Here is a 23,706-nt window from a genome sequence, read left to right on the forward strand (position 1 = left end):
CTTGACCCCAACCCCGACCGGCCGGTGCACGGGCGTCAGCCGATTGAAAATGGTCAGCTAGTGCGAACCTTCCGCACGTTTCTGGTCCACGCGAAAAGCAATCAACTCGACGACGATCAACTGCGGAGACGGCTCAACGCCCAGCCAGGCACCAAATTCCGTTTTCGGCACGGAATGTTCCTCAGCCTGTTCGCGGTCATCCGCAAGAAGTGGGATGAGAAACTCGCTGCCGAGAACTTCATCGACTTTGAAGACATGCTCAACATCGCTGCGGACCATCTGGAATCAGGCAGATGGGACAGCGGCTACGAACTCGTGATGGTCGATGAGATGCAGGATGCCAGCCATGCGCGGGCACGGCTGGCACGTGCACTGGTGAATCGTCCCGGAAGGCGCCTCTTCGCCGTGGGCGACGATTGGCAAAGCATCAACAGATTCGCAGGAGCAGACCTGTCAGTGATGACAGACTTCGACCGGTGGTTCGGCGACGGCGAAATCCTGCGCCTGGAAAGAACCTTCCGGTCTCCGCAGAGCATCTGCGACATCTCAAGCGCGTTCATCCAAAAGAACCCCGCACAGCTGGCAAAACAAGTCATTTCCTCAACGCCGGAATTCACACCGACGATGAAGGCCATATCCGTTGGCCACGCGGTTCAGTTCGCCAGCGTTCTCCAGGACCATCTGGATGAGCTGAACCGGGGGGTGCAAAGCGGAGCAATCCCCGCAGGCGCCGGGGGACAGGTACAGGTTCGAATCCTCGGTCGCTACCGGAACCTCCTGAACCGGGTCTCTGACGGACTTAGACAAGCGAGGGGAAACAGGAACAACTGGGAGCGCCTCAATGTAGGATTCCAGACCATTCACGGCTCCAAGGGGCTGGAAGCCGACTTCATCGTGATTCTTGGGATGAACACCGGTGCCTACGGATTCCCGAGCACGATTAATGATGATCCTGTGCTCCGACTCGCCATGCCGGAGGGGGATGCGTTCCCTTTGGCGGAAGAAAGACGGCTCTTTTATGTGGCCATGACTCGAGCCAAACGGTCTGTCCTCCTGCTCACCATACGAAACAAGGAATCACCTTTCCTGATGGAGCTCGTCAAGGACCACAATCTCACCGTGCACGGTGCGGAGGGGAAAGCCCTGCGCACCACCATCTGCCCGGAATGCAACGAAGGGTGCATGGTTCAGCGGACCTCACGCTACGGATACTTCTTCGGGTGCAGTCGTTTTCCAAAATGCCGGCACACGATGAAGTTATCCCGAGTCGAAAACTCCCCCGATGGTGATAACGACCTCCCAGGCCGATAGCCCTGTCCGATTGACCACGGCTCACGGGAGAAGAAGCTCCCAGGCTGAACCGCAACGGGTTGATGCCGCTTCGTCTTTCAGAGCACGTTTGCGGAGGGGAAGCCGCGAACTCGCCGGGTGGACGTGGACGAGCAGTCTATGGTCCGCCCGGCTTCTGCGACGACCCTAGGAGGCTACAAGTCGCCGCCGGAGCGACATGATGCCCAATACGAGGCCGCCTGCGGCTGTCAGTACCAGCACGGCCACGTCCCGGCCCAGGTTGTCGGTCGACTGGTAGAAGATCGCTGCCTCCAGCGCATCCACCCCGTAGAAGGTCGGGGTGAAGTGCGCTATGGTCTGGATCCACCCGGGCAGGAACGCCGCGACGCTGATTCCGCCGCTGAGGAAGAACAGGTAGATCGACAGGTTGATACCGGCCGCCGACACCGGTGCGAATCGGCGCAAGGTGCCCCCAAGGGCGGCCCCGACCCCGGCCGCCGCGAGTGCGATCAGCCCGATCACCGCCAGCGCCGGCAGCCAGTACCACCCCGCTGGCCGCAGGATGCCGGAGACCGCCGACAGGATCAGTACCAGCGCTGCCACCAGCATGGTTGTCACCCAGCACCCCAGGATTTTCCCGGCGATCAGTGCCCCGCGGCCGATCGGCGCAAGCAGCAGGGCCTTGATCGTCAGGTCCTCGAACTCCCGGGCGGTGGCCAGCCCGCCGTTGACGACGCCCATGAGCGTGAGGAGCAGCACGAGGATGGGAACCAGCTCGAACTGCACGAGGTCGACGTCGTGCGGCCGCAGATCCGACTCGGCGACGCCGACCATGATGGGGTTGTCCGGCTCGCCCGCGTAAAAGCGCGTGATCGCCGTCGGCAGCGATCGGCGCAGGTCGTTGGTGAAGTCCAGGTTCAGATTGTTGATCCGGATCCGTACCGGGTCCGGCCGGTGCATCCGGTAATCGTCGTCGAAGGACGCGGGGATGGTGATGACTGCCGCCACCTGCAGGGTGTCCAGCAGTTGCGCCGCTTCACCCGGGGTTGCGGGCTGGACGCGGAACGCGTCCGACTCATTAAGAATGGACACGAGGCGCTGAGCCTGCGGGCCGTTGTCCTCGGCCACGACTGCCACCGGATTGCGGCCGGTTGCCCCGGCCACGATGAAGATGATCAGCAAGAAGGCGACCGGCGGCAGCAGGCTGACCGCGATCGCCGACGGTGTGCGCACCCACGTCAGAATGTCTTTGCCCGCGATTGCAAGCACCGCCCGCAGGGCTCCCATCAGTGCGATCCCATCAGTGCGCGACCCCCCGGCGGCCGAAAACAAATGCCGTGAGCGCGACCGTCACCACCGTGAACCCGGCCAGTACGATGGTGTCGACGGTCAGGTCCTGGGTGGCTGTCTGGTAACCGTGGAAGGCGTGCTGGAAGGCGGCGATCGCATAGGTGAGTGGGGACGCGGCCGCGATCGCGCCGGGAACTGCACCGAGCCAGTTCGCCGGTCCGAACGGACCGCTCAGGAAGAACAGCGGCAGGACGCTGGCGATGGCGAGCGGGATCGCCTGCTGCCGCCGGCGGACCAGCGTCCCGGCCAGAACGCCGAGGGCGAGAAAGGCTGCGATCATCAGCAGGCCGAAACCGAGTACCTCCAGGGGATGCAGCGGGTGCACCCCGATCAGCAGGATCACGACGCCCAGCACCAGCAGTGCCGAGGTTGCCGTGAGCGCGGCTGAGCCGAGCATTTTTCCCAGCCCGATCGCCAGCCGGCTCACCGGCGCCAGTGCCAGTTCCTTGACGGTTCCCAGCTCGTAGTCCCGCGCGGTGTTGACGCTGCCCTGCAGGAGCGAGGCGAGCATCATGCCGGCCACCACGATGCTGACGGCCAGGTAGGGAATGTAGCCGGTGTCGTGCTCCTGGACGTCGGACTCGAGCGCCCGCACGACGACCTGTTCAGGGAACGCATCGGCGTAGAAGGATGTTATCGAGAGCGGCACCGCCCTCCGGATGTCGTTGGTGAAATCGACGTTGAGGTTGTTGACCTCGACCGGAATATCAACCCGCGTCCCGGCGCTGAGCGCGGCATCGAAGTCCTGCGGTACCGTCACGACGGCGACGACGGTCCCCGCACGGATCTCGCGCTCCGCGTCGGCCGGGGAAGCCGTATGGATGATAAACGATTGCGAGTTGTTCATGGCCTGGACGAACTGTTCGGCCAACGGTCCTTGGGTCTTCATCACCACGGCGATCGGCGCCTGGCCGCCGCTGATCGCGAAGAGAAGGAAGAGCAGCAGGAAATTGATCGGGATGACGACGCCGGCTATCACGAACAGCGGTTCGCGGAGGGTGAGGCGGATGTCTGCCGCCGCCACGGCCCGGACCACCCGCAGGTTGTGTCGGAGGCTCATTCCCGGAGCTCCTTGCCCGTCAGGCTCAGGAAGACCTCGTCCAGGCTCGGCTCGCGGCTCTGGATCTCCTCGAGGCTTGTGGACTCGACCACCGCCGTCACGACCTTGCCGGTGACGTCGGCGCCGCCCTCCACCGTGACCTTCAGCGATCCGTTGGACGCAATAGCGGAGACCACGCCGGGCAGCGCACGGACCTTCCGAACGATATCCCCGGTTGGCGCCGGCCGGGTGCGCATCTCAAGTACGGTGTCACCGAAACTGCGGCGTAAGTTCGACGGCGAGTCCAGCGCCACCAGCCGCCCGCGATCGATGATGGCCAGCCGGTCGCAGAGGACGTTTGCCTCCTCCAGGTAGTTCGTGGTGATGAGTACGGTGGTACCGCGCTCCTTAAGCTCGAGGATCCGGTCCCAGAGCGCGCGCCGGCTCTGCACGTCGACCCCCAGGGCGGGCTCATCGAAGTAGAGCAGCTCAGGGTCGTGGAGCAGCGCCCGGACCAGGGCCAGGCGTCGTTTCATGCCACCGGAGAAGGTGGAGACGCGGCTCTTCCGTCGCTCCTCCAGCTGCGCCAGCTCGAGCAGCGAGGTGATCCGCTTCTCGAGGCCCCGCCGCGGCACGTCGAAGAGGTCGGCGTGAAACCGGAGGTTGGCTTCCGCCGTGAGCTCCTCGTATAGGGCGTTCTCCTGCGGCACTGTCCCCAGCGAGCGTCGGATCCGCCGCGGATCCGCAAGCATGTCTATGCCCAGGACCCTGACCCCGCCGGAGGTCGGGCGGCTCAGGCCGCTGATCATGTTGATGATGGTCGTCTTGCCCGACCCGTTGGGCCCGAGCAGGCCGAAGATCTCCCCGCGCCCAACCCGCAGGCTGAGGTCGTCGATGGCGGTGACGGAGCCGAATCGCTTTGTGACGCCTACGAGCTCGATGGCCGTTTCGGTCATGCCCTTTCCTCCGGCTCGAGGAACTCAGTCAGGCTCCGGTCCGCAGCCTTCTTTGGCGCAGTCACGGTTCCATGGTGGGACGGTGCCGAACAAAATACAAGCGGTCGCGTTGACCTGTCAACGTTGCCCGCGTAGCCGGAGGAAGCCCGTGCGTTCTCGGGAGCGGCCGGCGCGTTTCTTTGATCATCTGTTGACCGCAAGGACAGGGATCCGGACGGCCTTGCCGCTGACCACTATTCCACCGGCCGCGGGAATGTCCACTGTGAGCAAGCCCGGCCGGCCGACGTGCCGTCCCTGGCGGATCAGGACTCTCGACGGGGGCTCGACCAGGCCCAGGATGCGCAGGTAGGCGCCGACCGCAGCCGCGGCGGCCCCTGTTGCAGGGTCCTCCGTGATGGCGCCTACCGGGAACAGATTCCGGGCTTCGAATTCGCCATCTGCAAGAGGGTGCAGGACGGTCACCGTCGCGGCCCATCCCTGTACGTCCATGAGGCGGCGCACCGCCTCCGGATCGAAGCCAAAGGAATCGAAAAGGGTGCGGTCGGCGAGGACCAGCACCGGATGCCAGTTGCCCGAATACGCGATCCGCGGCGGATAGGCCGGATCGAGATCGCCCCGCCCTACGCCGAGCAATCCGAGGAGTTCAGCCAGGACGGCGTCGTCGAAGGCTGCCAGCTGTGGGTCAACGGCGGTGAACGCGGCGGTGATGTCGGCGCCGACGCCTGATGTTTCGATGACGACGGGGCCGACAGGGGTGTCGAAGGTGAAGGATCCTGCCCCGTCGCGTTCGCTCAGCGCAACGGCCAGCGCAATCGTCGCATGGCCGCAGAACGGCACCTCGGCGATCGGGGAGAAGTACCGAACCCGGCTCCGGCGCGGGTCCCCATCGACGGCCTGCTCCGTCACAAATGCCGTTTCGGCGTACCCGACGGCGGCCGCCACCGCCAGCATCCCGGCATCATCCAGATGGCCGGCATCCAGGACCAGCCCGGCAGGATTCCCGCCATTTGGCGTCGTGGAAAAGGCCGCATAACGGAGGACCTCAGGGGTGTTTTCCATGCCCCGATCCTCCCACGTCCAGCCGCCGCATCAATCTGCTTGGATGACCGCGTTGAAAGGGCATGAAACTAATAGGTCAGACGCATGGGAGCAGGAAGCATTCCGGGTAGGGGTCGTCGAGGGGCGCCGGCCAGCCCGGGTTGTCGGTGTCTGCGGCGGGGAATGGGTGTGCGGCCGTGAATGAGTGCCAGTCCGGGAAGGGGTCCTGGGGCAGTTCCCGTTCGGGATCGCCGCAGGTGTCCGGGCCTGCGTCGGTGGCTTGGATGTGGTGTGGCCAGTGGGGTGGTTCCCAGTCCTGGTGTTCGCTGGGGTAGTGCCGTCTGGATGGGGAGGTCCACCCGGGCGGGCTGTCCTTGCTGGCTCCGGTGGGTGTCCAGGCGGAGCCGTGTTTCAGGCGGTGGTGTCTGGGGCAGGGTTGGCCCAGGTTGGAGATGGCGGTGGTGCCTCCGTCGGCCCAGGCCAGGAGGTGGTCTGCCTCGTTGTCCAGTGAGTGGTTGTTGCAGCCGGGGAAGGGGCACCTGCCGTCGCGGAGGCGGAGCCATTGACGCTGCGCCTTCGTCAGGCGGTAGCTGGTCCGTCCGTTTTCCAGCGGGGCGCCATCGCGGGGGTCGGTCAGGACCCGGTAAAAGGAGCCGGCGCCGTCGGTGACCAGGCGGCGGGCCATGGACGGCGGGATCGGCCCGTACCCGTCCAGGGTGGCCGGTTCGGCGGTGGCGCCCAGCAGGGACAGGACCGGGACGGTGATCAGGACCTGCGCCCTCGGGGACGGGACACGTCCGGCGACGCACCCGGCCATGCCGCCGCCGGCCATTCCGCCCGCGGCGCAGGTGGTGTGGCTGGTGAGGAGCCAGCTGGCGGTGATGTCGGCGCGGAGCTGGGCCAGGGACCGGGCCTCGTCCGGGCCCTGGAGGGCGCGGGCGGCGGCGGTGCTCCGTTCCCAGATCCCTGCGGCGGTATCTGCCGGGAGGTAGGCCGAAAGCCAGGCCATGCCGTCCCGGTCCGGGAGGTACTCGACCCGCCGGTCCCCGGCGCTTTTGGTGTGGCGTTTTTCGATGCTGACCGGGTGGTGGCGTTCCCGCCAGGTGCGTGCCTTGGCCCGGAACCGGGACGCCACGAGGTCCCCGGCCCGGCAGCCCCGGGCGGGGGTCAGCGGCAGCGCCGTCGTCAGGGCCCGGCATTCGGACAGGAGGGCCCCGGCGGCCCGTTCGCTGACGGTCAGGACACAGGCGACCTCAGCGACCAGGGCCATCTCTTCGGCGGTGCGTTCCCGCGCGGACGCCGCCGGTGACGCCAGGGCCCTGGCCGCCTGCACGTATTCCGCGGCCAGCCGCACCTTCAGCGCCGCGGTCCGGGCTTCCAGCCGGGCCACCTCGGCCAGCCCGTCCAGGCAACCATCCGCCAGGCGCCGCAGCGGATCGGCGCCGCAGCGGATCGGCGCCGGGCAGCGGAACGGCGCCGGGCAGATCAGCGTGGTCCGCGCCCGCTTCGGTGAAGGCAGCAAGCGCAGCAGCGGACGCGGCGACGGCCGCCAGGGCCTCCCTGCTGTCCGCACTCCATCTCCATGCCACGTTGCCATCCACACCCCCATCCAATCAGCTGCCACCGACAGTATTGATGAAATTGCGTGGATTGCAGCGTTACCCTCGCGCAGGCCGGCTCCCGGAGAGGGTTTGCCTTCTAAACACGGCATCGACGGCACGGATATTGCTCAGCGGCACTGACTATTTCACATTGGAACACTTGTGCCCCGGATCACACCCCTATTTTGGGATAAGACGCAGTGGAGGCCATCACAGGGGGGTCCCGGCAATAAGAAAACAGAGCCCGGGCATGGCACCGGTCATTCTGGTCCGGAGCCGGTCTGCGACCAACTAAAGGACGACTCCATGACCACCAACATCTCGGGAATGCCTGACGCCGCTCCCGCCGGTTCCGGGGTCCCGGACCCGCTGCACGCCCTCTACACCGACTGGCCGCAGACCATGGCGACGACGCCTGACCTGAGCATGCGCCTGTTCCGTTCCATGTTCGACGAGTGGCACCAGCCTACTGTCGAGCCCGAGGGCGTCACCTACCGCGAGGACACCGTCGGCGGAGTCCCCGGCATCGGGTGCCCGCCGGAGGGTGCGGACAAGACCAAGGAGTGTACCGCTTCTCGTTCGACCCTGGGCTGCTGCAGGACGGGACCTGGGCGCACACCTACATCACCCAGCCCGAGATCCTCGAGTACCTCGAGGACGTCGTCGACCGTTTCGACCTGCGGCGCCACTTCCGCTTGGCACCGCGGTCACGTCCGCCATCTATCTCGACGACGAGGGCCTCTGGGAGGTCACCACCGACGCCGGAGACGCGTACCGCGCGAAGTACGTCGTCAACGCCGTCGGGCTGCTCTCCGCCATCAACCTCCCCAAGCTGCCGGGTATGGACTCGTTTGAGGACGAGATCACCACACCGCGGCGTGGCCCGAGGGCAAGGACCTCGTCGGCCGCCGTGTCGGCGTGATCGGCACCGGCTCCACCGGCCAGCAGGTTATCACGGCCCTCGCGCCGGTGGTCGACAAGCTGACCGTGTTCGTCCGGACCCCGCAGTACTCCGTCCCGGTCGGCAAGCGCCCCGTGACCACGGAGCAGATCGACGCGATCAAGGCCGATTACGAAGGGATCTGGACGCAGATCAAGGGCTCCGGTGTGGCCTTCGGCTTCGAGGAGAGCATCATGCCGGCGATGAGTGTCTCGGAGGAGGAGCGCCGCCGGGTCTACGAGGATGCCTGGCAGCATGGCGGCGGATTCCACTTCATGTTCGGCACCTTCGGTGACATCGCCACGGACGAGGAAGCCAACGAGACTGCAGCGTCCTTCATCCGTGCCAAGATCGCCAAGATCATCGAGGACCCGGAAACGGCCCGCAAGCTGATGCCGACGGGCTTGTTTGCCCGGCGCCCGCTGTGCGACGACGGCTACTTCCTGGTCTTCAACCGGCCGAACGTGGAAGCCGTCGCCATCAAGGAGAACCCCATCCGCGAGATCACGCCCAAGGGTGTGGTGACCGAGGACGGCGTCCTGCACGAACTGGACGTCCTGGTCTTTGCCACCGGGTTCGACGCCGTGGACGGCAACTACCGGCGCACGGAGATCCGCGGCCGCAACGGCCTGAACATCAACGACCACTGGGCCGGGCAGCCGACCAGCTACCTGGGCACCTCCACGGCGAACTTCCCCAACTGGTTCATGGTTCTGGGCCCCAACGGCCCGTTCACGAACCTGCCGCCGAGCATCGAGACCCAGGTCGAGTGGATCAGCAACACGATCCAGTACGCCCAGCGCAACGGGGTGCGGGCGATCGAACCCACGCCCGAGGCCCAAGCCGAATGGACCGAGACATGCCCCCAGATCGCCAACATGACGGTGTTCACCAAGGTCGAATCGTGGATCTTCGGCGCGAACATCGCGGGCAAGAAGCCCAGCGTGCTGTTCTACCTGGGCGGCTTGAGCAACTACCGCGCCGTCCTGGACGACGTCACGTCGCACGGATACCGCGGCTTCGAGCTGAAGTCGGCCGACCCGGCCGACCCGGCCGTCGCCTGACGCCGCATCCCTAAGTGGGGCGGCCGGGTGCCATCGAACCGATGGCACCCGGCCTCCTTCTCTTAACCACCATGCAGGCGCCACCATAGTTTGACAGCGCCGGTCATTCCATGGTTAGTGGGCAGGTTTTGTTGTTTACTGGTGGTATCTGCATTGTTGCAAGCGGAAAGAGGCAGATCACGAGGCCCGCGATCGTCAGGAGGAGGCCCGGACTGTTCGTGAGGGTTCGCAGGAGCGGGTCCGGGAAGCTGATCAACTGGATCCGGATGTTGATGCCGGCGGACGCCGGGACGCCCGGACCGAGGAGGGCCGGCCGGGTCCTGACGGAGGCGGCGGCCAGCCCGGCCGGCCTGCTCAGGGAACCGGGCCAGGATCAGACATCTCCGGCGATGGCCAGAGCAGCCGCAACCAGGGCGGGCCAGAGGATCAGCTGAGGCGGCCGCTCTGACCCGGTGGGATCAATTCCCTCCAAGGTGTGAATAATGACGCTGAAGCGTCAGTCAGATCCGGTATCGGAGGACAAAATGAGGGCCACGGTCAGAGTCATCGTCGGAATATTGGTGATCGTCTGGCTCGCGATCGGGGTCGCCGCGGCCGCGCAGCGCGGCTATTTCTCCGGGCAGCCGGCATCCTGCGCCTCGGTTGGAACTGTCGCGCTGACCATCGTTACGGGGCCGCTGAACTACACGGGCCTGAACCCCAAGATCGCCTGTGACATTCCCCAGCCATCGCAGTAAAACCAGGCCCGGAGGGCAGTCATCGGGCCGGAACCGGCCTCTTGTGGAGAGCCGCCGCCGGTAGGCCTGGATTGCGGAGCACCCACCGGGGCGCCGGTGCCGGTGTCATTGTTGAACGTTTCAAAGAAAAGGCAGGTAACGGTCATGAACATTCTTCTGATCATCGCAGTGATCCTCGCGGTGCTGTTCTTCTTCGGTGGCGGGCTGATTCCTTCTATGAACTTCCTGATCTGGGTTGGCGTGGTCCTGTTGATCCTCGCGGCCGTCGGCTTCTTCCGCGGGCGCAGGAGGACCTGAAAAGCCTGGCCGGAAGAGTCGGGGCCGCGCCGGGGGCGGGTTACATCCGTGCGAATTTGGCCTTCACCATCAGGTAAAGGCCGTAGCAGATCAGGCCGGCGCCGACGGCGGTCAGCATGTATACCCCGTAGGGCTGCTCGCGCAGCGCCTTCAACCCGCCATCCAGGCCAGTGGACTCCTGAGGGCGGGCGGAAACGGTGGCAATGATGAACAGCAATCCCACCAGAAACAGTGCGATGCCCTCGGCTATGTAGCCGACAACGCCCGGCCCCGTAATAACGGACCGGCCGGCGCCCGAGGGCGGCAGCCGCAGATCCTTCTTGAACGATGCCTTAAATCCAAGGACCACGAAGACAATGCCGACGACGGCGACCGCGGCCCCGATGGCGATCAGCAGGAACGGACCCCCGGGTGCTTTCATGATGGAGACCGTGAAATCGCTGGTGGACTGACCGCTGTTCTTGCTGTTTCCGCTCGCGGAGGCAGCAAACGTCAGCGCCATGACGGCGAACACGACCGCCTTGCCGCCTGCGGAAAGTCTGTTCCCCACCTTCCTCTTGGCTTCCAGCTGACCGTAGCCGAACACGGCGTTGCCGGTTTGCCAGAGCGCCAAAGCCACGCAGGCGGCGAATCCGGTCCACAGCAGCAGCAGTCCCTCGGGCTGTCCGGCGAGTTGGGCGACGGCGCCGCCTTGGTCCGCCTGTCCGGCCTTGCCGAAGGCCAGCTGGATGGCGACGGAGCCGGTCAGAACGTGCAACAGGCCGCTGACGGCAAAACCTGCCCTGGCGGCGATCACAAGGGCCCTGGAATTCGATGCCTCCTCGACCGCGTTCGCGGCGTTGTCCAGCTCCTTCTTCATTCCCGATCCTTCGTGCAAGCGAGCGCAGATGCCGTGGTGTGTAACACCCCAATTTTGTCACGTGGGTCCATGCTCATACAGGCCCGTTCTGAGCCAGCGAAGACATCCGGGGCACATGCTCCCGTGGCCGTGTGGAGCTGAGCGTAAACGTGCTAACCGTCGCCGTCGGTTTCGGTGTTCTTCGTGCCGCTGTCGTTGGGTTTGCCCGTGGTCGGCGGCTCGGCCGCCGCGAGACGGTCCGACTCTCGGGCCCCGATAACGGACTGGGCTCCACCTGATCCGGCTTCGGCAGGCGAAGGTCCAGGTGGTACGGGCCGGGCGGGAGTTGCAGAGCCGGTCACGGTCCGCTGCCCCTCGGTCATGGCGGGGTCATTGAACACCTGCTCGACGGGCGCCTCGCCCGACTTTGCCCGTTCCGGATGCGAGTGAACCCCTTGCGCTTTGGTGCCCGCCTCAGCGATATCGACCGCTTCTCCCACATCTGCACCGCTGTGGGAGCGATCGGCCAGGGCATCGGCCCCCGGTGAGGGGTGCGCGGCCTGCGGCGCAGCGTCCTGGCTGCCGAGTGGGTTCCGGGTCGTCGGCTTGCCTTTGCGCGTATCTGTTCCGGCCTTGCGCACCGGATCCACGGTACCGTCCGCACCGTAGTCACCCTCGGAGTACTGACCGATTTCCGACCCGGCCGTACGTCCCGGAGCCGTCCCGGCGTCGCCATAGTCGGCCGCCACGTAGCGCCCGGATTCCTTGGCCTGGTCTCCCAAGGGTTCGGGCAGACCGCCCTCACTGCCGGCCGCACCGTAATCACCTTCGATGTACTGGCCTTCCTCGTCCTCCGCGTGGCGGCCGCTCTGCACGCCGGCCTTGCCATAGCTGCCTTCGACGTACCGGCCTCGGAGTTCCCGTTCTTCTGGTTTCTTTTCCGTGGCCGCCTGATCCGCGGGCACTTCGGATTCGCTGCGGTCTTTCATGATCCTGCCCTCCCGAGACGAACTCATGCGTCTACTCCGGCGCAATTTAAGTCTAGCCAGAGCCACTGCGCCGCAACAGGGCGGCGGCGCCGGCCGGGACGGCGGCTTTGGCCGCCCGGCTGCAGCGAGGTGTGCAGGCGCCTCGCCGGTCTCCGGACACCTTGGAGAGTGGCATGCAGGCATATGTCGGCGCCGCATCTTGGCGCGGATCCTGGCCAGCCAGGAACAACCCGGTGATGATCGGCGAGACCGCCGTCGTCGAGGGCCTGGCCCGGGCGAATGTCCGCGGCGACGCCCGTCAAACGGAACTTATCAGTCACACAGCTTGGGCCTTGAAAAAAACCTCAGGGCCGGACGGTGCCTCAGTGATCTGTCCTGCTGCCCGACATAGGCAGAGGTGCGGTCCGTCCGGACCGCACCTCTGCCTTCTGGCTGCGTGTCTCAGTGTTTCTTGAAGACGTCTTTGATTTTTTCGCCGGCCTGCTTAAGCTCCGCTTTGACTTGTTCGTGTTTGCCCTCGGCCTTCAGCTGGTCGTCGCCGGTGGCATCGCCGGCGGCCGCTTTGCCCTTGCCGTGGAGTTTCTCGGCGGCGTTGTGGATCTTGTCACCCAAACCCATGGTCGTTCTCCTTATTTGGCCGCCCACGCGACGTGAATGCCGTGCAGGCCGACAGTTAATTGTAGTGACGGAACCGTCAAGAGTGGGTGCGATGGGCGATTGGAATATCCGATGGGTTAGGGGCGGAATGGGCAGTCATTACGGTCCCTTCATGACGGCCAGGGCCAGGACCTGCCGCTCATCATCGAGCCGGTGGCCGCCGACGGTGACGCCTTCGAGCAAGGGCCATCCGCGCCGGTGGCACGGAGGTCGTCGGGTACGGCGCGGAGCTGCAGCGCCGCTTCGGGCCCCGCATGAGCGCGGCGTGGGCGCTGGTGGACAACCACGAGTTCGTCTCGAGGGTCGCGAGCGACACCCTGACGGTGGACAGGCCGCTGTACCGTGGCGTCCGCGCCGCGATCCGCAGCTACGACCGGCCGGCGCGGCAGGCCTTGCGCAGCCGGACCGCGGTGGACCGGTGGCTCACCGCGCACGGGCTGCTGGACCGGATCCACGACGTCGAACAGGCGCTCGAAGCGCTCGCGGCGGACGAGCTTCCCATGCTCGACACGGCGGCGGCCGAGCTGCGGGACGTGCCAGCCGAACGCGTGCGCACCGCACTGCTGCTCCTCAGCGCCGCCGGCGCTGGTGAGGTGGCCCGCGCTGGCGCAGGGGCCGGCGCCATGGCCGTCGGCGCGGCGGCCGGGCGGGACGCGCACCAGCTCGCGGTGGCCGCCGAGCTCGCCTGCCTGGCGCTCGCCGCCCACGAGGACGTGCTGGATCCCGCACCTGCGGGAGGGGCACCGACCCGGTCCGCGAACCGCTTCGCCGTGTCCGCCGGCGACTATCTGCTCTTCCGGTCCTTCGGCCTGGCCGCGCAGCTCGGCTCCGGCTACGTGCAGCTTATGAGCCGTGCGAGCGCCGACGTGTGCGCCGGAACCCTCCTGCGGCTGCAAGGCATTCCGGAGCACCCGGGCCGCGGCGCGCCGGAGGACGAGGTCGCGCGCCTGACGACCGGCACCCTCTTCGAGCTCCCGGTGCTGCTGGGTGCCGCGCTCGCCGGCCCGGCACCGGGCACCGCCGCACGGACGGCCGCCGTCGGGCGCGCTCTTGGACTCGTCACAGCGGCCGGGCGCGCCCGTTCGCACGGTGCCGAGGCCGGTGGCGAGGAAAGGTGGGAGCGGGCGGTCCGGCAGCTCACCGCGGCGTGCGCGCAGTTGCCCGCTGGCCCGTCCGCGGACGCACTCCGGACGCGTACCGGAGCGACGTCAGCCGGTAACTCCCGGCCGCTGGCACTTGGCTGTTCTTGGGATGTCTGCGCAGCTATTCATAGCGGAGCGAGTCGATCGGGTTTTGGCGGGCGGCCCGCCAGGCCGGCAGGGTTCCTGCGATGAAGGCGATGGCCATGACCAGGAGGATGACCCCGGCGACGGAACCGGGGGCGAAGGCGAGAATATGCAGGCCGGCCAGGTCGCTGAGGGGCCCGCGGGCGAGGGCGCCGCTGACGGCGGTGCCGATCCCGATGGCGGCGGCGGAGCCGATGGCGCTTCCGAGGAAGCCGATGAATGCCGCTTCGGTGCTGAAGAGCCCGAAGACGGATCCGCTGCCCATCCCCATGGCTTTCATGAGGCCGATTTCCCGGGTGCGTTCCTGTACGGACATCAGCAGGGTGTTCACGATGCCAAAGCCAGCGGCGATCAGGGCGATGACGGCGAAGGCGTCAAGGACTCCGATGATCCCGCTGATGATGGTCTTGACGGTGCCGATCCGGTCATCGAGCGTCTGCGCGGTGTATCCGGCGTCGGCGAGCCTGTTTTTCATGTCCTTGATCTGCGCGGCGGAGGACGGGGCGAAGGTGGCTGTCGCAGCCGCCCATGCGGTTTTAGTGGTGGCCGCTGCTCCGGTGCCCTGGGCATCGGCAAGGGCGGTGGAGAGCGCTGTGTTGATGAAGGCACCGCCGCCGCCGAGCAGGGCGCTTTGTTCGATGCCGGTGATGCGGGCTGTGATGGGGTGGATCGTTCCGGTCGCGTCGGTGATGCCGATCGTGGCGTCCTGGCCGACGGCCTGGTTGTTGTCCGCGAATCCCAGCGGTGCCACGTAGCTGGCGGGAAGGATGAGCTGGGGTTGGGTGCCGGAATCGTCCAGGGCCGTGCCTGCCGCGAGTTGGGGCTGGGCTCCGGCGAGGGGGCTGACGGACAGCTGGTACTTCTCGCCGTCGTTCCATTGGACGTAGTCCGGGCTGAGCCGGGTGACCGGAGTGACCCCGGTGATGCCCGGGATGGTGCCGATCGTAGTAAGGTCGGCCTGGCCCAGGGCCTGCTGCGTTGAGCCGGGCCGCCCGCCGGCCGCGAGGACCCTGGTGCTGGGGTCGTATTTTTTCGGCCCCGAGGCGGGATTGCCGCTGGTGTCGGTCTTGGCGACGGTGAAGGTGCTGCTGGAGCCGACGGCGGCGACCTGGGTGTCGATGTAGTTGGAGATGCCGGTGCCGAGGCCGTTGGTGATGGTGAGCGTGAACGCGCCGACGAAGATGGCCAGGATGGTCAGTGACGTGCGCAGTTTGCTGCGGAAGCTGTTTGTAATGGCGGTCTTCAGGATTTCGAGCGGTTTCATGCCGCGTGCTCCTCGTCGGTGTTGATCAGCAGGCCGTCACGGATGTAGAGACGGCGGTTGAAGCGGGCGGCCAGGTCATGGTCGTGGGTGACGGTGATCAAGGTGATGCCGTGGTTGGTATTGAGGTCGAACAGGATGTCCTCGACGATGCGTCCGGTGGCGGTGTCCAGGTTCCCGGTGGGCTCGTCCGCGAACAGGACCTGTGGGGTGTTGACCAGGGCGCGGGCGATCACGACCCGCTGTTTCTGGCCTCCGGAGAGGTTGCCGGCCTTGTTGCGCGCCTTGTCGGCCAATTCGAGTTGTTCCAGGATGGCCATGCCGCGTGCGCGCCGTTCGCGGGTGCCGATGCCGGCGATCTTGAGCGGCAGGACGACGTTTTCCAGCACGCTGGAGGCCGGGTTCAGGAAGAACTGCTGGAACACGAAGCCGAACATGGAATTCCGCAGCGCGTTGAGCCTGCGTCCGTTCAGGGTCTTCGCGTCGGTCCCGTCAACGAGGATCTCGCCGCCACCGGGGGTGTCCAGCAGAGCGAGAAGGTGCATCAGGGTTGATTTGCCGGAGCCGCTTTTACCCACGATGGCCACGGAATCGCCGCGGGCGATCTCCAGGGAGACGCCCTTGAGGGCATCGAAGCGGTCGGGGCCGCGCCCATAGGTCTTGATCAGGTCGCGCGCGGCGAGGATTGGTTCAGACATGGGGGTTTCCAATCAGGAGTCGAAATCGGGCGTGGGCTTGGGTGTGCGGAAAAGGGAATCGCCGGGACGGCTCAGGAGCGGCGGCGTGGTCAAAATCGGGATCAGACGCCGGGCGGCAGCAGTCCGATGGAGATCCGTGCCGCGGCGTCGAGGATGTCCTCTTCGCCGGCGTCGAGATCGCGGGCTGCCATGCCGGTCATATTAATGATGAGCAGGGCGAAACGCACCCGGAGCTGGTCTTCGACGCTGGCGTCCGGAGGGGTCAGGATAGCGAACAGTTCACCGACGACGGCGGCCATACCGCCGGGCTGTCCGGGTTCGCCACGGATGTCGCGGACCAGGCGGTAGTTTGCGCCGAGGAAGCGGAACATCCGCAGGCCCTGGTTGTGCATGATGGCCGACCAGCGTCCGAGCACTTCACGGCGCAGGTCCGGGCCGGGCTCCTGTGCACGGGCCCATTCCACCAGGGCGGTGACGTCGGCCAGCATGGCCTCGATCAACGCCCGGACAATGGCTTCCTTGCTGGTGAAGTGGTAATAGAGAGCAGCCTTGGTGATGCCCAGCTGCTCTGCGATCTGCCGCATCGACGTCGACTCGTACCCCTGGTCAGCGAACAGCCGCAGGGCAACGGACTGGATCTTCTCCCGCGTCCCGCCTGCTTCGGATGCACCCGCTGCTGTTTCCCTCATCCGTGCGACCGCTGCCTTCCTAGGTGACTCCGCCAGCCGGAAGGCTTGATTACTAACCGGCCGGTAAGTACCATGCTAACCGTGCGGTAAGCGGACCGCAAAACAACTTCCGGAGGACACCAGGCATGGATGCTGAGAGCCAGCTCGGGCAGGCCCGACTTTCGCCCCGACAGATTGTCACTGCGATGAGCGGGCTCATCATCGCGATGCTCCTGGCGCAGCTGGACAATATGATCGTTGCCCCGGCGTTGCCGACCATTGTGGGGGAGCTCGGTGGCATGGAGCACCTGGCCTGGGTCACCACCGGGTACGTGGTGGCCTCCACCGTGGCCACCCCGATCTGGGGCAAGCTTGGGGATATCTTCGGCCACCGGGTGACCTTCATGGTCTCGATCGTGGTGTTCCTGGCCGGATCTGCGCTGTGCGGGATGAGCCAGGACATGACTGCGCTGATTTCCTCCCGGGCGTTCCAGGGCCTCGGCGCCGGGGGATTGATGGTCGGCATCATGGCAGCGATCGGGCTGATGGTTCCGCCGCGGGAACGCGCCAAGTACCAGGGCATCATGATGGCCGTCATGCCCCTGGCCATGATCGGCGGACCCCTGCTCGGTGGATTCATTACCGACCATGCCTCCTGGCGGTGGGCTTTCTACGTCAACCTGCCGCTGGGCATCATCTCCCTGATCGTGTGCTGGTTCACCCTCAAACTGCCCCAGGAGGCGCGGAACGCAAAGGTGCGCATCGACTGGTGGGGATCGGCGTTGCTGAGCATCTGGATCACCGCCCTGGTGCTCATGCTCAGCTGGGGCGGGAGCCAGTATGAATGGAATTCTCCGGAGATCATCGGACTCGGCGCGACCGCCGTCGTGGGACTGGTCGCATTCCTGTACATCGAAAACAAAGCCGCCGAACCCGTCATCCCGCTTCGTCTTTTCTCCAGCCGCAATTTCTCCCTGGCCAACCTGCTCGGTTTCGTCGTCGGGTTCGCCATGTTCGGCGGGATCACGTTCCTGCCCCAGTTCCAGCAATACGTCCAAGGCCAGTCGGCGACGGGCAGCGGGCTGCTGCTGATGCCCATGATGCTTGCTGCGATGGTGGTTTCCCTGGCCGGCGGACAGCTCATCACGCGCACGGGGCATTACAAGGCCCTCCCCATCGCCGGGGCTGCCCTGATGGCGGCGGGCCTGTACTTGTTCTCGACCATGGGTCTGGACACGCCGGCCTGGCTCTCCGGGATCTACATGGCGGTCCTCGGCGCAGGCATGGGCTGCATGATGCAGACCACGAACCTCATCGCGCAGAACAGTGTCCACATCAGGGACATCGGGGCCGCCACCGGCACCAGCACTTTCGCCCGGAACATGGGCGGATCGCTGGGCATCTCGGTGCTCGGGTCGATCTATGCCAGCCGCCTTGCCGACACGATGGGCAAGCCTGCTGCCGGCGGAGTCCACCCCAGCGGCCAGATCACCCCCGCAACACTGCACTCGCTACCGCCCGCCGTCCAGGACCTCTTCAAACATGCCGTCACCAGCGGCATCCAGGACGTCTACCTCTGGGCATCGATCATCGCGGCGGCCGGCTTTGTGCTTGCTTGGTTTATCAAGCAAGTCCCGCTGCGCGGGTATGCCCCGACGCCGGCGGAGGCCGCCGAAGCGACCGCCGAAGAACTCGCCGTCTAGGGCAGGCGTACCAGAACGCGCCGGAGGTGATCAGGGCCAGGGTCAGGGCCCGGCGGCCGTGCGGTGCCGACGCCGGCCTCTTCCGGTCGCCAGCGGCCTACAGGAATGTGGAGAGCAGCAGGGTCAGGAGCAGACCCATGACGGAGATCAGGGTTTCCATCACCGACCACGTCTTTATGGTTTCCCAGACGGTCATGCCGAAATATTCCTTGACGAGCCAGAAACCCGCATCGTTGACGTGGGAGAAGAACAGGGAGCCCGCGCCGACGGCGAGGACCACCAGCGCCAGTTGGGCCGGTGGCAGTCCGGATGCGAGAGGCGCCACGATGCCTGCGGCGGTCACCGTTGCCACCGTCGCGGATCCTGTGGAGACGCGGATCAGGACGGCTACAATCCAGCCCAGCATCAACGCCGAGAGGCTCGCCGCCGCGGCGACTTTGCCGATGGCGGTGCCGGTGCCGCCGTCCACCAGTACCTGTTTGAAGCCGCCTCCGGCGCCGACGATGAGCAAGACGCCCACGATGGGCAGCAGGCTGGCCCCGATTTTCTTGCCCAGGGTTGCTGCGGAGAAGCCCACCGCCGTTCCGAAGGTGGCCATGGCCAGCAGCACGGCGATGAGCAGGGCCACGACGGGGTCCCCGAGGATGCTGAGCACGTTGTACAGGGCGCTGTGAGGGTCCACCCAGAGGTCCGCGGCGGCCCGCAGCAGCATGAGCACTACCGGGGACAACACCGTGGCCAGTGTCCAGCCGAAGGACGGGGACCGCGTCGCCTCCGGATCCTGGGAACCCTGCCGCGGCTCGGAGGACTGTGGTTCCTGCTGCTGGTGCGTGGCCTGTTGCCCGTTGCCTGCAGTTTGTGTGGCGCTTCCGGGCGTGGTGGTGCCTGCGGTTTCCCCGACGAAAGCGAGGCCGGCCCCGGCTGCGCCGATGGGGACCCAGCGGGCGGCAAGACGGCTGAACAGTGGGCCGCAGACGGCTACGACCGGAATGGCGATCAACAGGCCCAGGGCCAGGGTGATGCCGATGTCGGCGTGCAGGAGGCCGATGGCGGCCACCGGGCCGGGGTGCGGCGGAATGAATCCGTGCAACACGGACAGACCCGCCAGAGCGGGGATGGCCAGCAGCATGGCCGGTCCCCGCGAGCGGTGGACGGCGAGCATAACGACCGGGACCAGAAGGACCAGTCCGACTTCGAAGAACATGGGAATGCCGATGATGCCCGCGATGAGCGCCATCTTCCACGGCAGTGTGGCCGCCCGCCCGCGCAGCAGGGTGTCAACGATCTTGTCGGCGCCTCCCGAATCGCCGAGCAATTTGCCAAGCATCGCTCCGAGGGCGATCAGCACGCCCACGTATCCGAGCACGCCGCCCACACCGTTTTCGTAGGATTTTGTGACGTCGGGTAATGAAATGCCGGAAAACACGCCGACGAGAAGGGAGCTGATGGTCAGGGCCAGGAACGCGTGGAACTTGGCCCAGATGATCAGGACAACGACGAGGACGATGCCCAGGGCGGCGACAATGAGGACCTGGGTATCGTGGGCCACCCAGGGATCATGGATCTTGTCGGTGGTCGAGTCGGCCAGGATGCTGAAGCCGGCGGTCAGGGCGCGCATGGGGGATTCTCCGTTCCGGCTCGGCGGTCCAAGCCCAGTTCATCGACAATTCCTTGGAGGACTTTTTCCGGTGGGGCTCCGATATCGATCCGGATGAACGGTTCATCCGGTGCCGGCTCTTCCAGGGCTTCGAACTGGCTCGCCAGCAGCCCCGGTGGCATAAAGTGGCCCCGGCGGACCGCGAGCCTGGCTGCGATCGTCTCGGGTGTGCCGGCCAGGTAGACGAATACGACGCCGGCGCCACGGCGGTTGAGGACGTCTCGATAGGAGCGTTTGAGGGCGGAGCAGGTGATGACGCCGTCGGAGCCGGAGTCGAGCTGCGTACCGATCCAGGCCGCTACCTTCTGAAGCCACGGCCAGCGGTCCGCGTCGTCCAGAGGGTGGCCGGAACGCATTTTGTCCACGTTTGCCTGCGGATGCAGCTCGTCTCCCTCTTGGAATTTCCAGCCGTACCGCCTGGCCAACAGTGCACCAACAGTCGTCTTTCCACAGCCCGAAACACCCATGAGGACCAACACCCTGGGTGCCATCGATTCCCCGGCCGCACGGTTCATGAGGCCATGATGGCACCCGGACAAAGGATTGTCTGCAGTACGTCGCTAGCCATCTCCAACAGACGGGTGAAACTTCCGTCCGGCCAGTTGTGCGTGCCCTGCGGGTGCCTCCTGGTCCACGTACAGCGCTCTATTGTCTGAGCCCATGTCGGGACTTACGGCACATTCCAGCCGGCGCGGGTTCCATGAGACTGGGGAAGGGAAGGCAGGAGGCCTCGTCATGACTGTTCTAGTTGCTTTTGCAAGTGCGCTGGGGTCCACCCGGGAGATAGCCCAACATGTAGCCTCCCGAATGGCGGTTAACCTGGGCGAGGTCGAGTGCCGGTCCGTGGAGCAGGTCGAGTCCGTCTCCGGCTACGAGGCTGTTGTGGTCGGCAGCGCCATCCACAACCAGGCGTGGCTGCCCCCGGTTTCACAGTTTTTCACCTGCCATGCGCCCGAACTGGCCAAACTGCCCGTCTGGGCCTTCAGCGTGGGGATGGCTGACGCCCTGCCTAAGCCGTTTCGCAGGCGCGCTGCGGCAGTGCAACAGGAGCGTCTGGCAGGGGTTCTGTTCAAGAAAGTCCCGCTTCGCGGCCACAAGGTCTTCTCCGGTGTCTACAAGGCCGTCCAGATGCCGGCACCCCTCCGGGTCTTGTTCCGGCTCATCGGGGGCCGCTTCGGAGACTTGCGGGACTGGGCGGCTGTCGACGCCTGGACCGATCAGATTACAGCCCAACTTGCCAAACCTGCTTCACCCGCGTCTTCCGGCAGCGTCACGCCGTAGTTTGGCCTCAATGCCGCCGTCCTCCCTGGAGTAATTCGGGCGGCCGGCGACGGGGTCGATTCCGGTCTCGGCGGCTCTCCACCCTGTCCCTACATCCAGATTGCTGTTCGGTGCGTGATTATCGGGCATGCCCCGGCTAGAGTGGAGTCCGGATGTATCTCGGGAGGGAAGGGTGGCGATCGGCATGGGTGCCCCGTTGCGTTTCCCCCGTGCCGTTGCGGTGACCGCGGCGGTGTTCGCCCTGGCCGCCGGAGCCCATGTGCTGGCCGGCGGCGAACTGCCCGGGCCGGGCATTGCGGTGGGCCTGCTGGTGCTGGTTCTGGCGCCGGTGATGGTCCTGACCAGGATCAGGATCACGGCGCCGGTGATGGCCGTGCTGCTCGGGGCCGGCCAGCTGGCCCTGCATGAGGCCTTCGATGCCTTGTCGGTTTCGTCAGGATTCGCTGCCGGGTCCGGCGGGCATCTGCATGGAACCGTGCCCGTGCTCCCGCCGGCGGGGGCCCTGATGCCGGAGCACACCGCTGCGCCCGGGGCACTGATGCTGGTCCTGCACGCCGCAGCGACCCTGGCCACCGCACTGCTCCTGGCCCGGGGCGAGGCAGCCCTGTGGGCGCTGGCAGCCTGGCTGCGCCCCCTGATCCGGCTGCTGACGGCCGTGCTCATTCCTGACTGGCCCCACCTTCCGGCGCCGCACCTCATCGTCATTCCTTCCCGGTGGAGAAGCCTCCGGCTGCCGGCCCGGCGCGGCCCGCCGTGCGCCTGCCCCGCTCCCTGAGCGGCACAGCCACACCCACGCGCCCGTCCGCCCGGACCCTGGCCCTATCCCGGGGCAATCCGTTGCCGGTGCCCGGCCGCGTGGTCCCCTCTCCCGCGCCGCCGCGTCAGCGGCCCCTTGGCGCACCCCCTTTTTTTGTTGGAAGGCATGTTCATGAAAACCTCAATCCGCCGTACCCTCAAGACCGTCACCGCCGCGACCGCGACGGCGGGGCTGATCGCCCTGGGCGCCACCGCCGCCTCCGCCCACGTCAAGGTCGACCCCGACGACACCGGCGCGAACGGCTACTCGCACCTGACCTTCAACGTCCCGAACGAATCCCCGACCGCGAAGACCAGCAAACTCGAGGTCACGCTGCCCACCGGGACCCCGTTCACCTCCGTCTCGGTCAAGCCCGTCGAGGGCTGGACCGCGCAGGTCATCACGAGTGACCTGCCCAAGCCGGTGACCGTGTCCGGCACCACCGTCACCAAGGCACCGGGCTCCGTGGTCTGGACCGCGGACGAGGCACACCAGATCGGGCAGAACCAGTACCAGGCGTTCTCGCTGTCCGTGGGCAAGCTCCCCGCAGCCGGGACCGTCGTGACCCTGCCCGCGGCGCAGACCTACACCGACGGGACCGTGGTCAACTGGGACGAACAAGCCGCCGAGGGCCAGCCCGAGCCCAAGCACCCGGCCCCGTCCTTCACCACCACCGCCGAAGACGGAACCGGGCCCACGGCCTCCGCGTCCCCGGTGGCCGCCGCCCCCGCGAGCCAGACCTCCGAGGTCTCCGGCAACGGGGAATCCGTGTGGGGCACCGTCCTGGGCGGCGCCGGATTCGTCCTCGGCGCAGCAGCGCTGGGCCTGGTCCTGGCCGGCCGCCGCACCCGCACCGCCAAGTAATCACCAACGCCTCCGGGGCCGTGGCGGGACGCACCTCATCCCGCCACGGCCCCCGGAGGCCCTACGGCCCTCCGACGCCCCGAGGCGCCGGCCGCCGAAAGGACCCACCCGTGAAAACCCCACCCCGTCACCGTTCCGGATACCGGGCCGGCCGTTTCCTGCTGACCCTGGCCACGGCCGCGTTCCTGATGGTTCCCGCCGCGGCGGCGCAGGCCCACGACGCCCTCGAGACGACCGACCCGGCCAACGGGTCCGTTGTCGGCACCGTTCCGGCAACGATCGGCCTGACCTTCAACCACACCCCGATCGCGATCGGATCCGTGGTCCGCGTCCAGGACCCCACCGGCACCGACCAGGCCGACGGGCCCGTGGCGATCGTGGACAACCATGTCAGCCAGGCGGTCAAGACCGGTGCCCCGGAAGGGAAGTACACGGTGGTCTGGCGGGTGGTGTCCTCCGACGGCCACCCCATCGACGGAACCTTCACCTTCACCGCCGGCAGCGCCGGCGCCGCCAACACGGCCGCCGCCGCAACGCCGTCGGCGTCCCCGTCTCCAGCCCCGGCAGATACCAGCGGGGCCGTCCCGGCGGGACTGATCACAGCGGGAGCCGTCGCTCTCTTCCTGGTGATTGCGTTCGTCGCGCTGTCCATCATCATCAAGCGCCGGCTCCGCGGCCCGGAATCCCGCAGCTAAA

23 protein-coding genes are annotated in these 23,706 nt (G+C 66.6%); 10 read left to right on the top strand and 13 right to left on the bottom strand.

What is annotated here, in order from left to right:
• The first annotated feature begins 60 nt into the window (after positions 1-60).
• Positions 61-1,311 carry a UvrD-helicase domain-containing protein gene (locus E5206_RS11065; protein ID WP_136322520.1) on the top strand — a complete coding sequence of 417 codons (1,251 nt, stop codon included), beginning with the start codon at positions 61-63 and terminating at the stop codon, positions 1,309-1,311.
• A gap of 165 nt (positions 1,312-1,476) precedes the next feature.
• Here E5206_RS11065 and E5206_RS11070 read toward each other — a convergent pair whose 3' ends face one another.
• From E5206_RS11070 to E5206_RS11090, 5 genes are all read right to left on the bottom strand, one after another.
• Positions 1,477-2,523 (bottom strand): ABC transporter permease, encoded by a 1,047-nt coding sequence (locus E5206_RS11070; protein WP_168709324.1) that lies wholly within the window; start codon positions 2,521-2,523, stop codon positions 1,477-1,479.
• A gap of 67 nt (positions 2,524-2,590) precedes the next feature.
• Positions 2,591-3,700, bottom strand: coding sequence for an ABC transporter permease (locus tag E5206_RS11075; protein ID WP_136322522.1), 1,110 nt, complete (start codon positions 3,698-3,700; stop codon positions 2,591-2,593).
• The gene (locus tag E5206_RS11080; RefSeq protein ID WP_136322523.1) at positions 3,697-4,635 is read right to left on the bottom strand and encodes an ATP-binding cassette domain-containing protein; all 939 of its coding nucleotides are present in this window, start codon (positions 4,633-4,635) and stop codon (positions 3,697-3,699) included. Before E5206_RS11080 ends, E5206_RS11075 begins: the two co-directional genes overlap by 4 nt.
• Before the next feature lie 183 nt (positions 4,636-4,818).
• Complete coding sequence (locus E5206_RS11085; protein ID WP_136322524.1) at positions 4,819-5,694, bottom strand: PhzF family phenazine biosynthesis isomerase; 876 nt, start codon at positions 5,692-5,694, stop codon at positions 4,819-4,821.
• 76 nt (positions 5,695-5,770) lie between these two features.
• Entirely contained in the window at positions 5,771-7,162 is a 1,392-nt protein-coding gene (locus E5206_RS11090; protein WP_240690170.1) for an HNH endonuclease signature motif containing protein, read from the bottom strand.
• Between the two features lie 1,030 nt (positions 7,163-8,192).
• Here E5206_RS11090 and E5206_RS11100 point away from each other — a divergent pair.
• The 3 genes from E5206_RS11100 (at position 8,193) to E5206_RS11110 (ending at position 10,312) form a co-directional block, all read left to right on the top strand.
• Positions 8,193-9,278 (top strand): NAD(P)/FAD-dependent oxidoreductase, encoded by a 1,086-nt coding sequence (locus E5206_RS11100; RefSeq protein ID WP_205759901.1) that lies wholly within the window; start codon positions 8,193-8,195, stop codon positions 9,276-9,278.
• Between the two features lie 482 nt (positions 9,279-9,760).
• Positions 9,761-10,015 (top strand): hypothetical protein, encoded by a 255-nt coding sequence (locus tag E5206_RS11105; RefSeq protein WP_240689655.1) that lies wholly within the window; start codon positions 9,761-9,763, stop codon positions 10,013-10,015.
• A gap of 144 nt (positions 10,016-10,159) precedes the next feature.
• Positions 10,160-10,312 carry an LPXTG cell wall anchor domain-containing protein gene (locus tag E5206_RS11110; protein WP_136322526.1) on the top strand — a complete coding sequence of 51 codons (153 nt, stop codon included), beginning with the start codon at positions 10,160-10,162 and terminating at the stop codon, positions 10,310-10,312.
• A 40-nt stretch (positions 10,313-10,352) separates the two neighbouring features.
• On the opposite strand, the gene E5206_RS11115 is transcribed toward E5206_RS11110, so the two are convergent.
• From E5206_RS11115 to E5206_RS11125, 3 genes are all read right to left on the bottom strand, one after another.
• Positions 10,353-11,171 carry a DUF1206 domain-containing protein gene (locus E5206_RS11115; protein ID WP_136322527.1) on the bottom strand — a complete coding sequence of 273 codons (819 nt, stop codon included), beginning with the start codon at positions 11,169-11,171 and terminating at the stop codon, positions 10,353-10,355.
• 152 nt (positions 11,172-11,323) lie between these two features.
• Positions 11,324-12,166, bottom strand: coding sequence for a hypothetical protein (locus E5206_RS11120; RefSeq protein WP_136322528.1), 843 nt, complete (start codon positions 12,164-12,166; stop codon positions 11,324-11,326).
• Positions 12,167-12,580: 414 nt separating this feature from the next.
• Complete coding sequence (locus E5206_RS11125) at positions 12,581-12,757, bottom strand: CsbD family protein (protein ID WP_136322529.1); 177 nt, start codon at positions 12,755-12,757, stop codon at positions 12,581-12,583.
• 293 nt (positions 12,758-13,050) lie between these two features.
• Between E5206_RS11125 and E5206_RS11130 the strand changes: the two genes are divergently transcribed.
• The gene (locus E5206_RS11130; protein ID WP_136322530.1) at positions 13,051-14,130 is read left to right on the top strand and encodes a polyprenyl synthetase family protein; all 1,080 of its coding nucleotides are present in this window, start codon (positions 13,051-13,053) and stop codon (positions 14,128-14,130) included.
• Here E5206_RS11130 and E5206_RS11135 read toward each other — a convergent pair.
• The 3 genes from E5206_RS11135 to E5206_RS11145 all read right to left on the bottom strand — a co-directional run bounded on the left by E5206_RS11135 (position 14,060) and on the right by E5206_RS11145 (position 16,730).
• On the bottom strand, positions 14,060-15,346 hold the full coding sequence (locus tag E5206_RS11135; RefSeq protein WP_136322531.1) for an ABC transporter permease: 1,287 nt from the start codon (positions 15,344-15,346) through the stop codon (positions 14,060-14,062). The two genes, E5206_RS11130 and E5206_RS11135, sit on opposite strands and share 71 nt — an antisense overlap.
• Positions 15,343-16,041, bottom strand: coding sequence for an ABC transporter ATP-binding protein (locus tag E5206_RS11140; RefSeq protein WP_136322532.1), 699 nt, complete (start codon positions 16,039-16,041; stop codon positions 15,343-15,345). Before E5206_RS11140 ends, E5206_RS11135 begins: the two co-directional genes overlap by 4 nt.
• Positions 16,042-16,142: 101 nt before the next feature.
• Complete coding sequence (locus tag E5206_RS11145; RefSeq protein WP_136322533.1) at positions 16,143-16,730, bottom strand: TetR/AcrR family transcriptional regulator; 588 nt, start codon at positions 16,728-16,730, stop codon at positions 16,143-16,145.
• A 125-nt stretch (positions 16,731-16,855) separates the two neighbouring features.
• Here E5206_RS11145 and E5206_RS11150 point away from each other — a divergent pair, with 125 nt between their 5' ends.
• Positions 16,856-18,412: an MDR family MFS transporter gene (locus tag E5206_RS11150; RefSeq protein ID WP_136322534.1), complete on the top strand. Its 1,557-nt coding sequence runs from the start codon at positions 16,856-16,858 to the stop codon at positions 18,410-18,412.
• A 97-nt stretch (positions 18,413-18,509) separates the two neighbouring features.
• Here the strand turns inward: E5206_RS11150 and E5206_RS11155 are convergent, their stop codons facing one another.
• Together E5206_RS11155 and E5206_RS11160 are read right to left on the bottom strand one after the other, a co-directional pair.
• A complete protein-coding gene (locus E5206_RS11155) occupies positions 18,510-20,030 on the bottom strand; it encodes an SLC13 family permease (protein WP_136322535.1) in 1,521 nt (506 codons plus the stop codon).
• Positions 20,018-20,584, bottom strand: a complete 567-nt coding sequence (locus E5206_RS11160) for a gluconokinase (protein ID WP_346763444.1) — start codon at positions 20,582-20,584, stop codon at positions 20,018-20,020. The genes E5206_RS11155 and E5206_RS11160 overlap by 13 nt, the downstream gene beginning before the upstream one ends.
• Before the next feature lie 220 nt (positions 20,585-20,804).
• On the opposite strand from E5206_RS11160, the gene E5206_RS11165 reads away from it, so the two are divergent.
• The 4 genes from E5206_RS11165 to E5206_RS11180 all read left to right on the top strand — a co-directional run bounded on the left by E5206_RS11165 (position 20,805) and on the right by E5206_RS11180 (position 23,705).
• Positions 20,805-21,350, top strand: a complete 546-nt coding sequence (locus E5206_RS11165; protein WP_136322536.1) for a flavodoxin domain-containing protein — start codon at positions 20,805-20,807, stop codon at positions 21,348-21,350.
• 172 nt (positions 21,351-21,522) lie between these two features.
• A complete protein-coding gene (locus E5206_RS11170; RefSeq protein ID WP_240689657.1) occupies positions 21,523-22,125 on the top strand; it encodes a hypothetical protein in 603 nt (200 codons plus the stop codon).
• Between the two features lie 153 nt (positions 22,126-22,278).
• Positions 22,279-23,010: a YcnI family protein gene (locus E5206_RS11175; protein ID WP_136322537.1), complete on the top strand. Its 732-nt coding sequence runs from the start codon at positions 22,279-22,281 to the stop codon at positions 23,008-23,010.
• Between the two features lie 110 nt (positions 23,011-23,120).
• On the top strand, positions 23,121-23,705 hold the full coding sequence (locus E5206_RS11180; protein ID WP_240689659.1) for a copper resistance CopC family protein: 585 nt from the start codon (positions 23,121-23,123) through the stop codon (positions 23,703-23,705).
• The last annotated feature ends 1 nt before the right edge of the window (position 23,706 follow it).

Origin of the sequence: Arthrobacter sp. PAMC25564 (assembly GCF_004798705.1) — a bacterium.
In the GTDB taxonomy this organism is placed as follows: domain Bacteria; phylum Actinomycetota; class Actinomycetes; order Actinomycetales; family Micrococcaceae; genus Arthrobacter.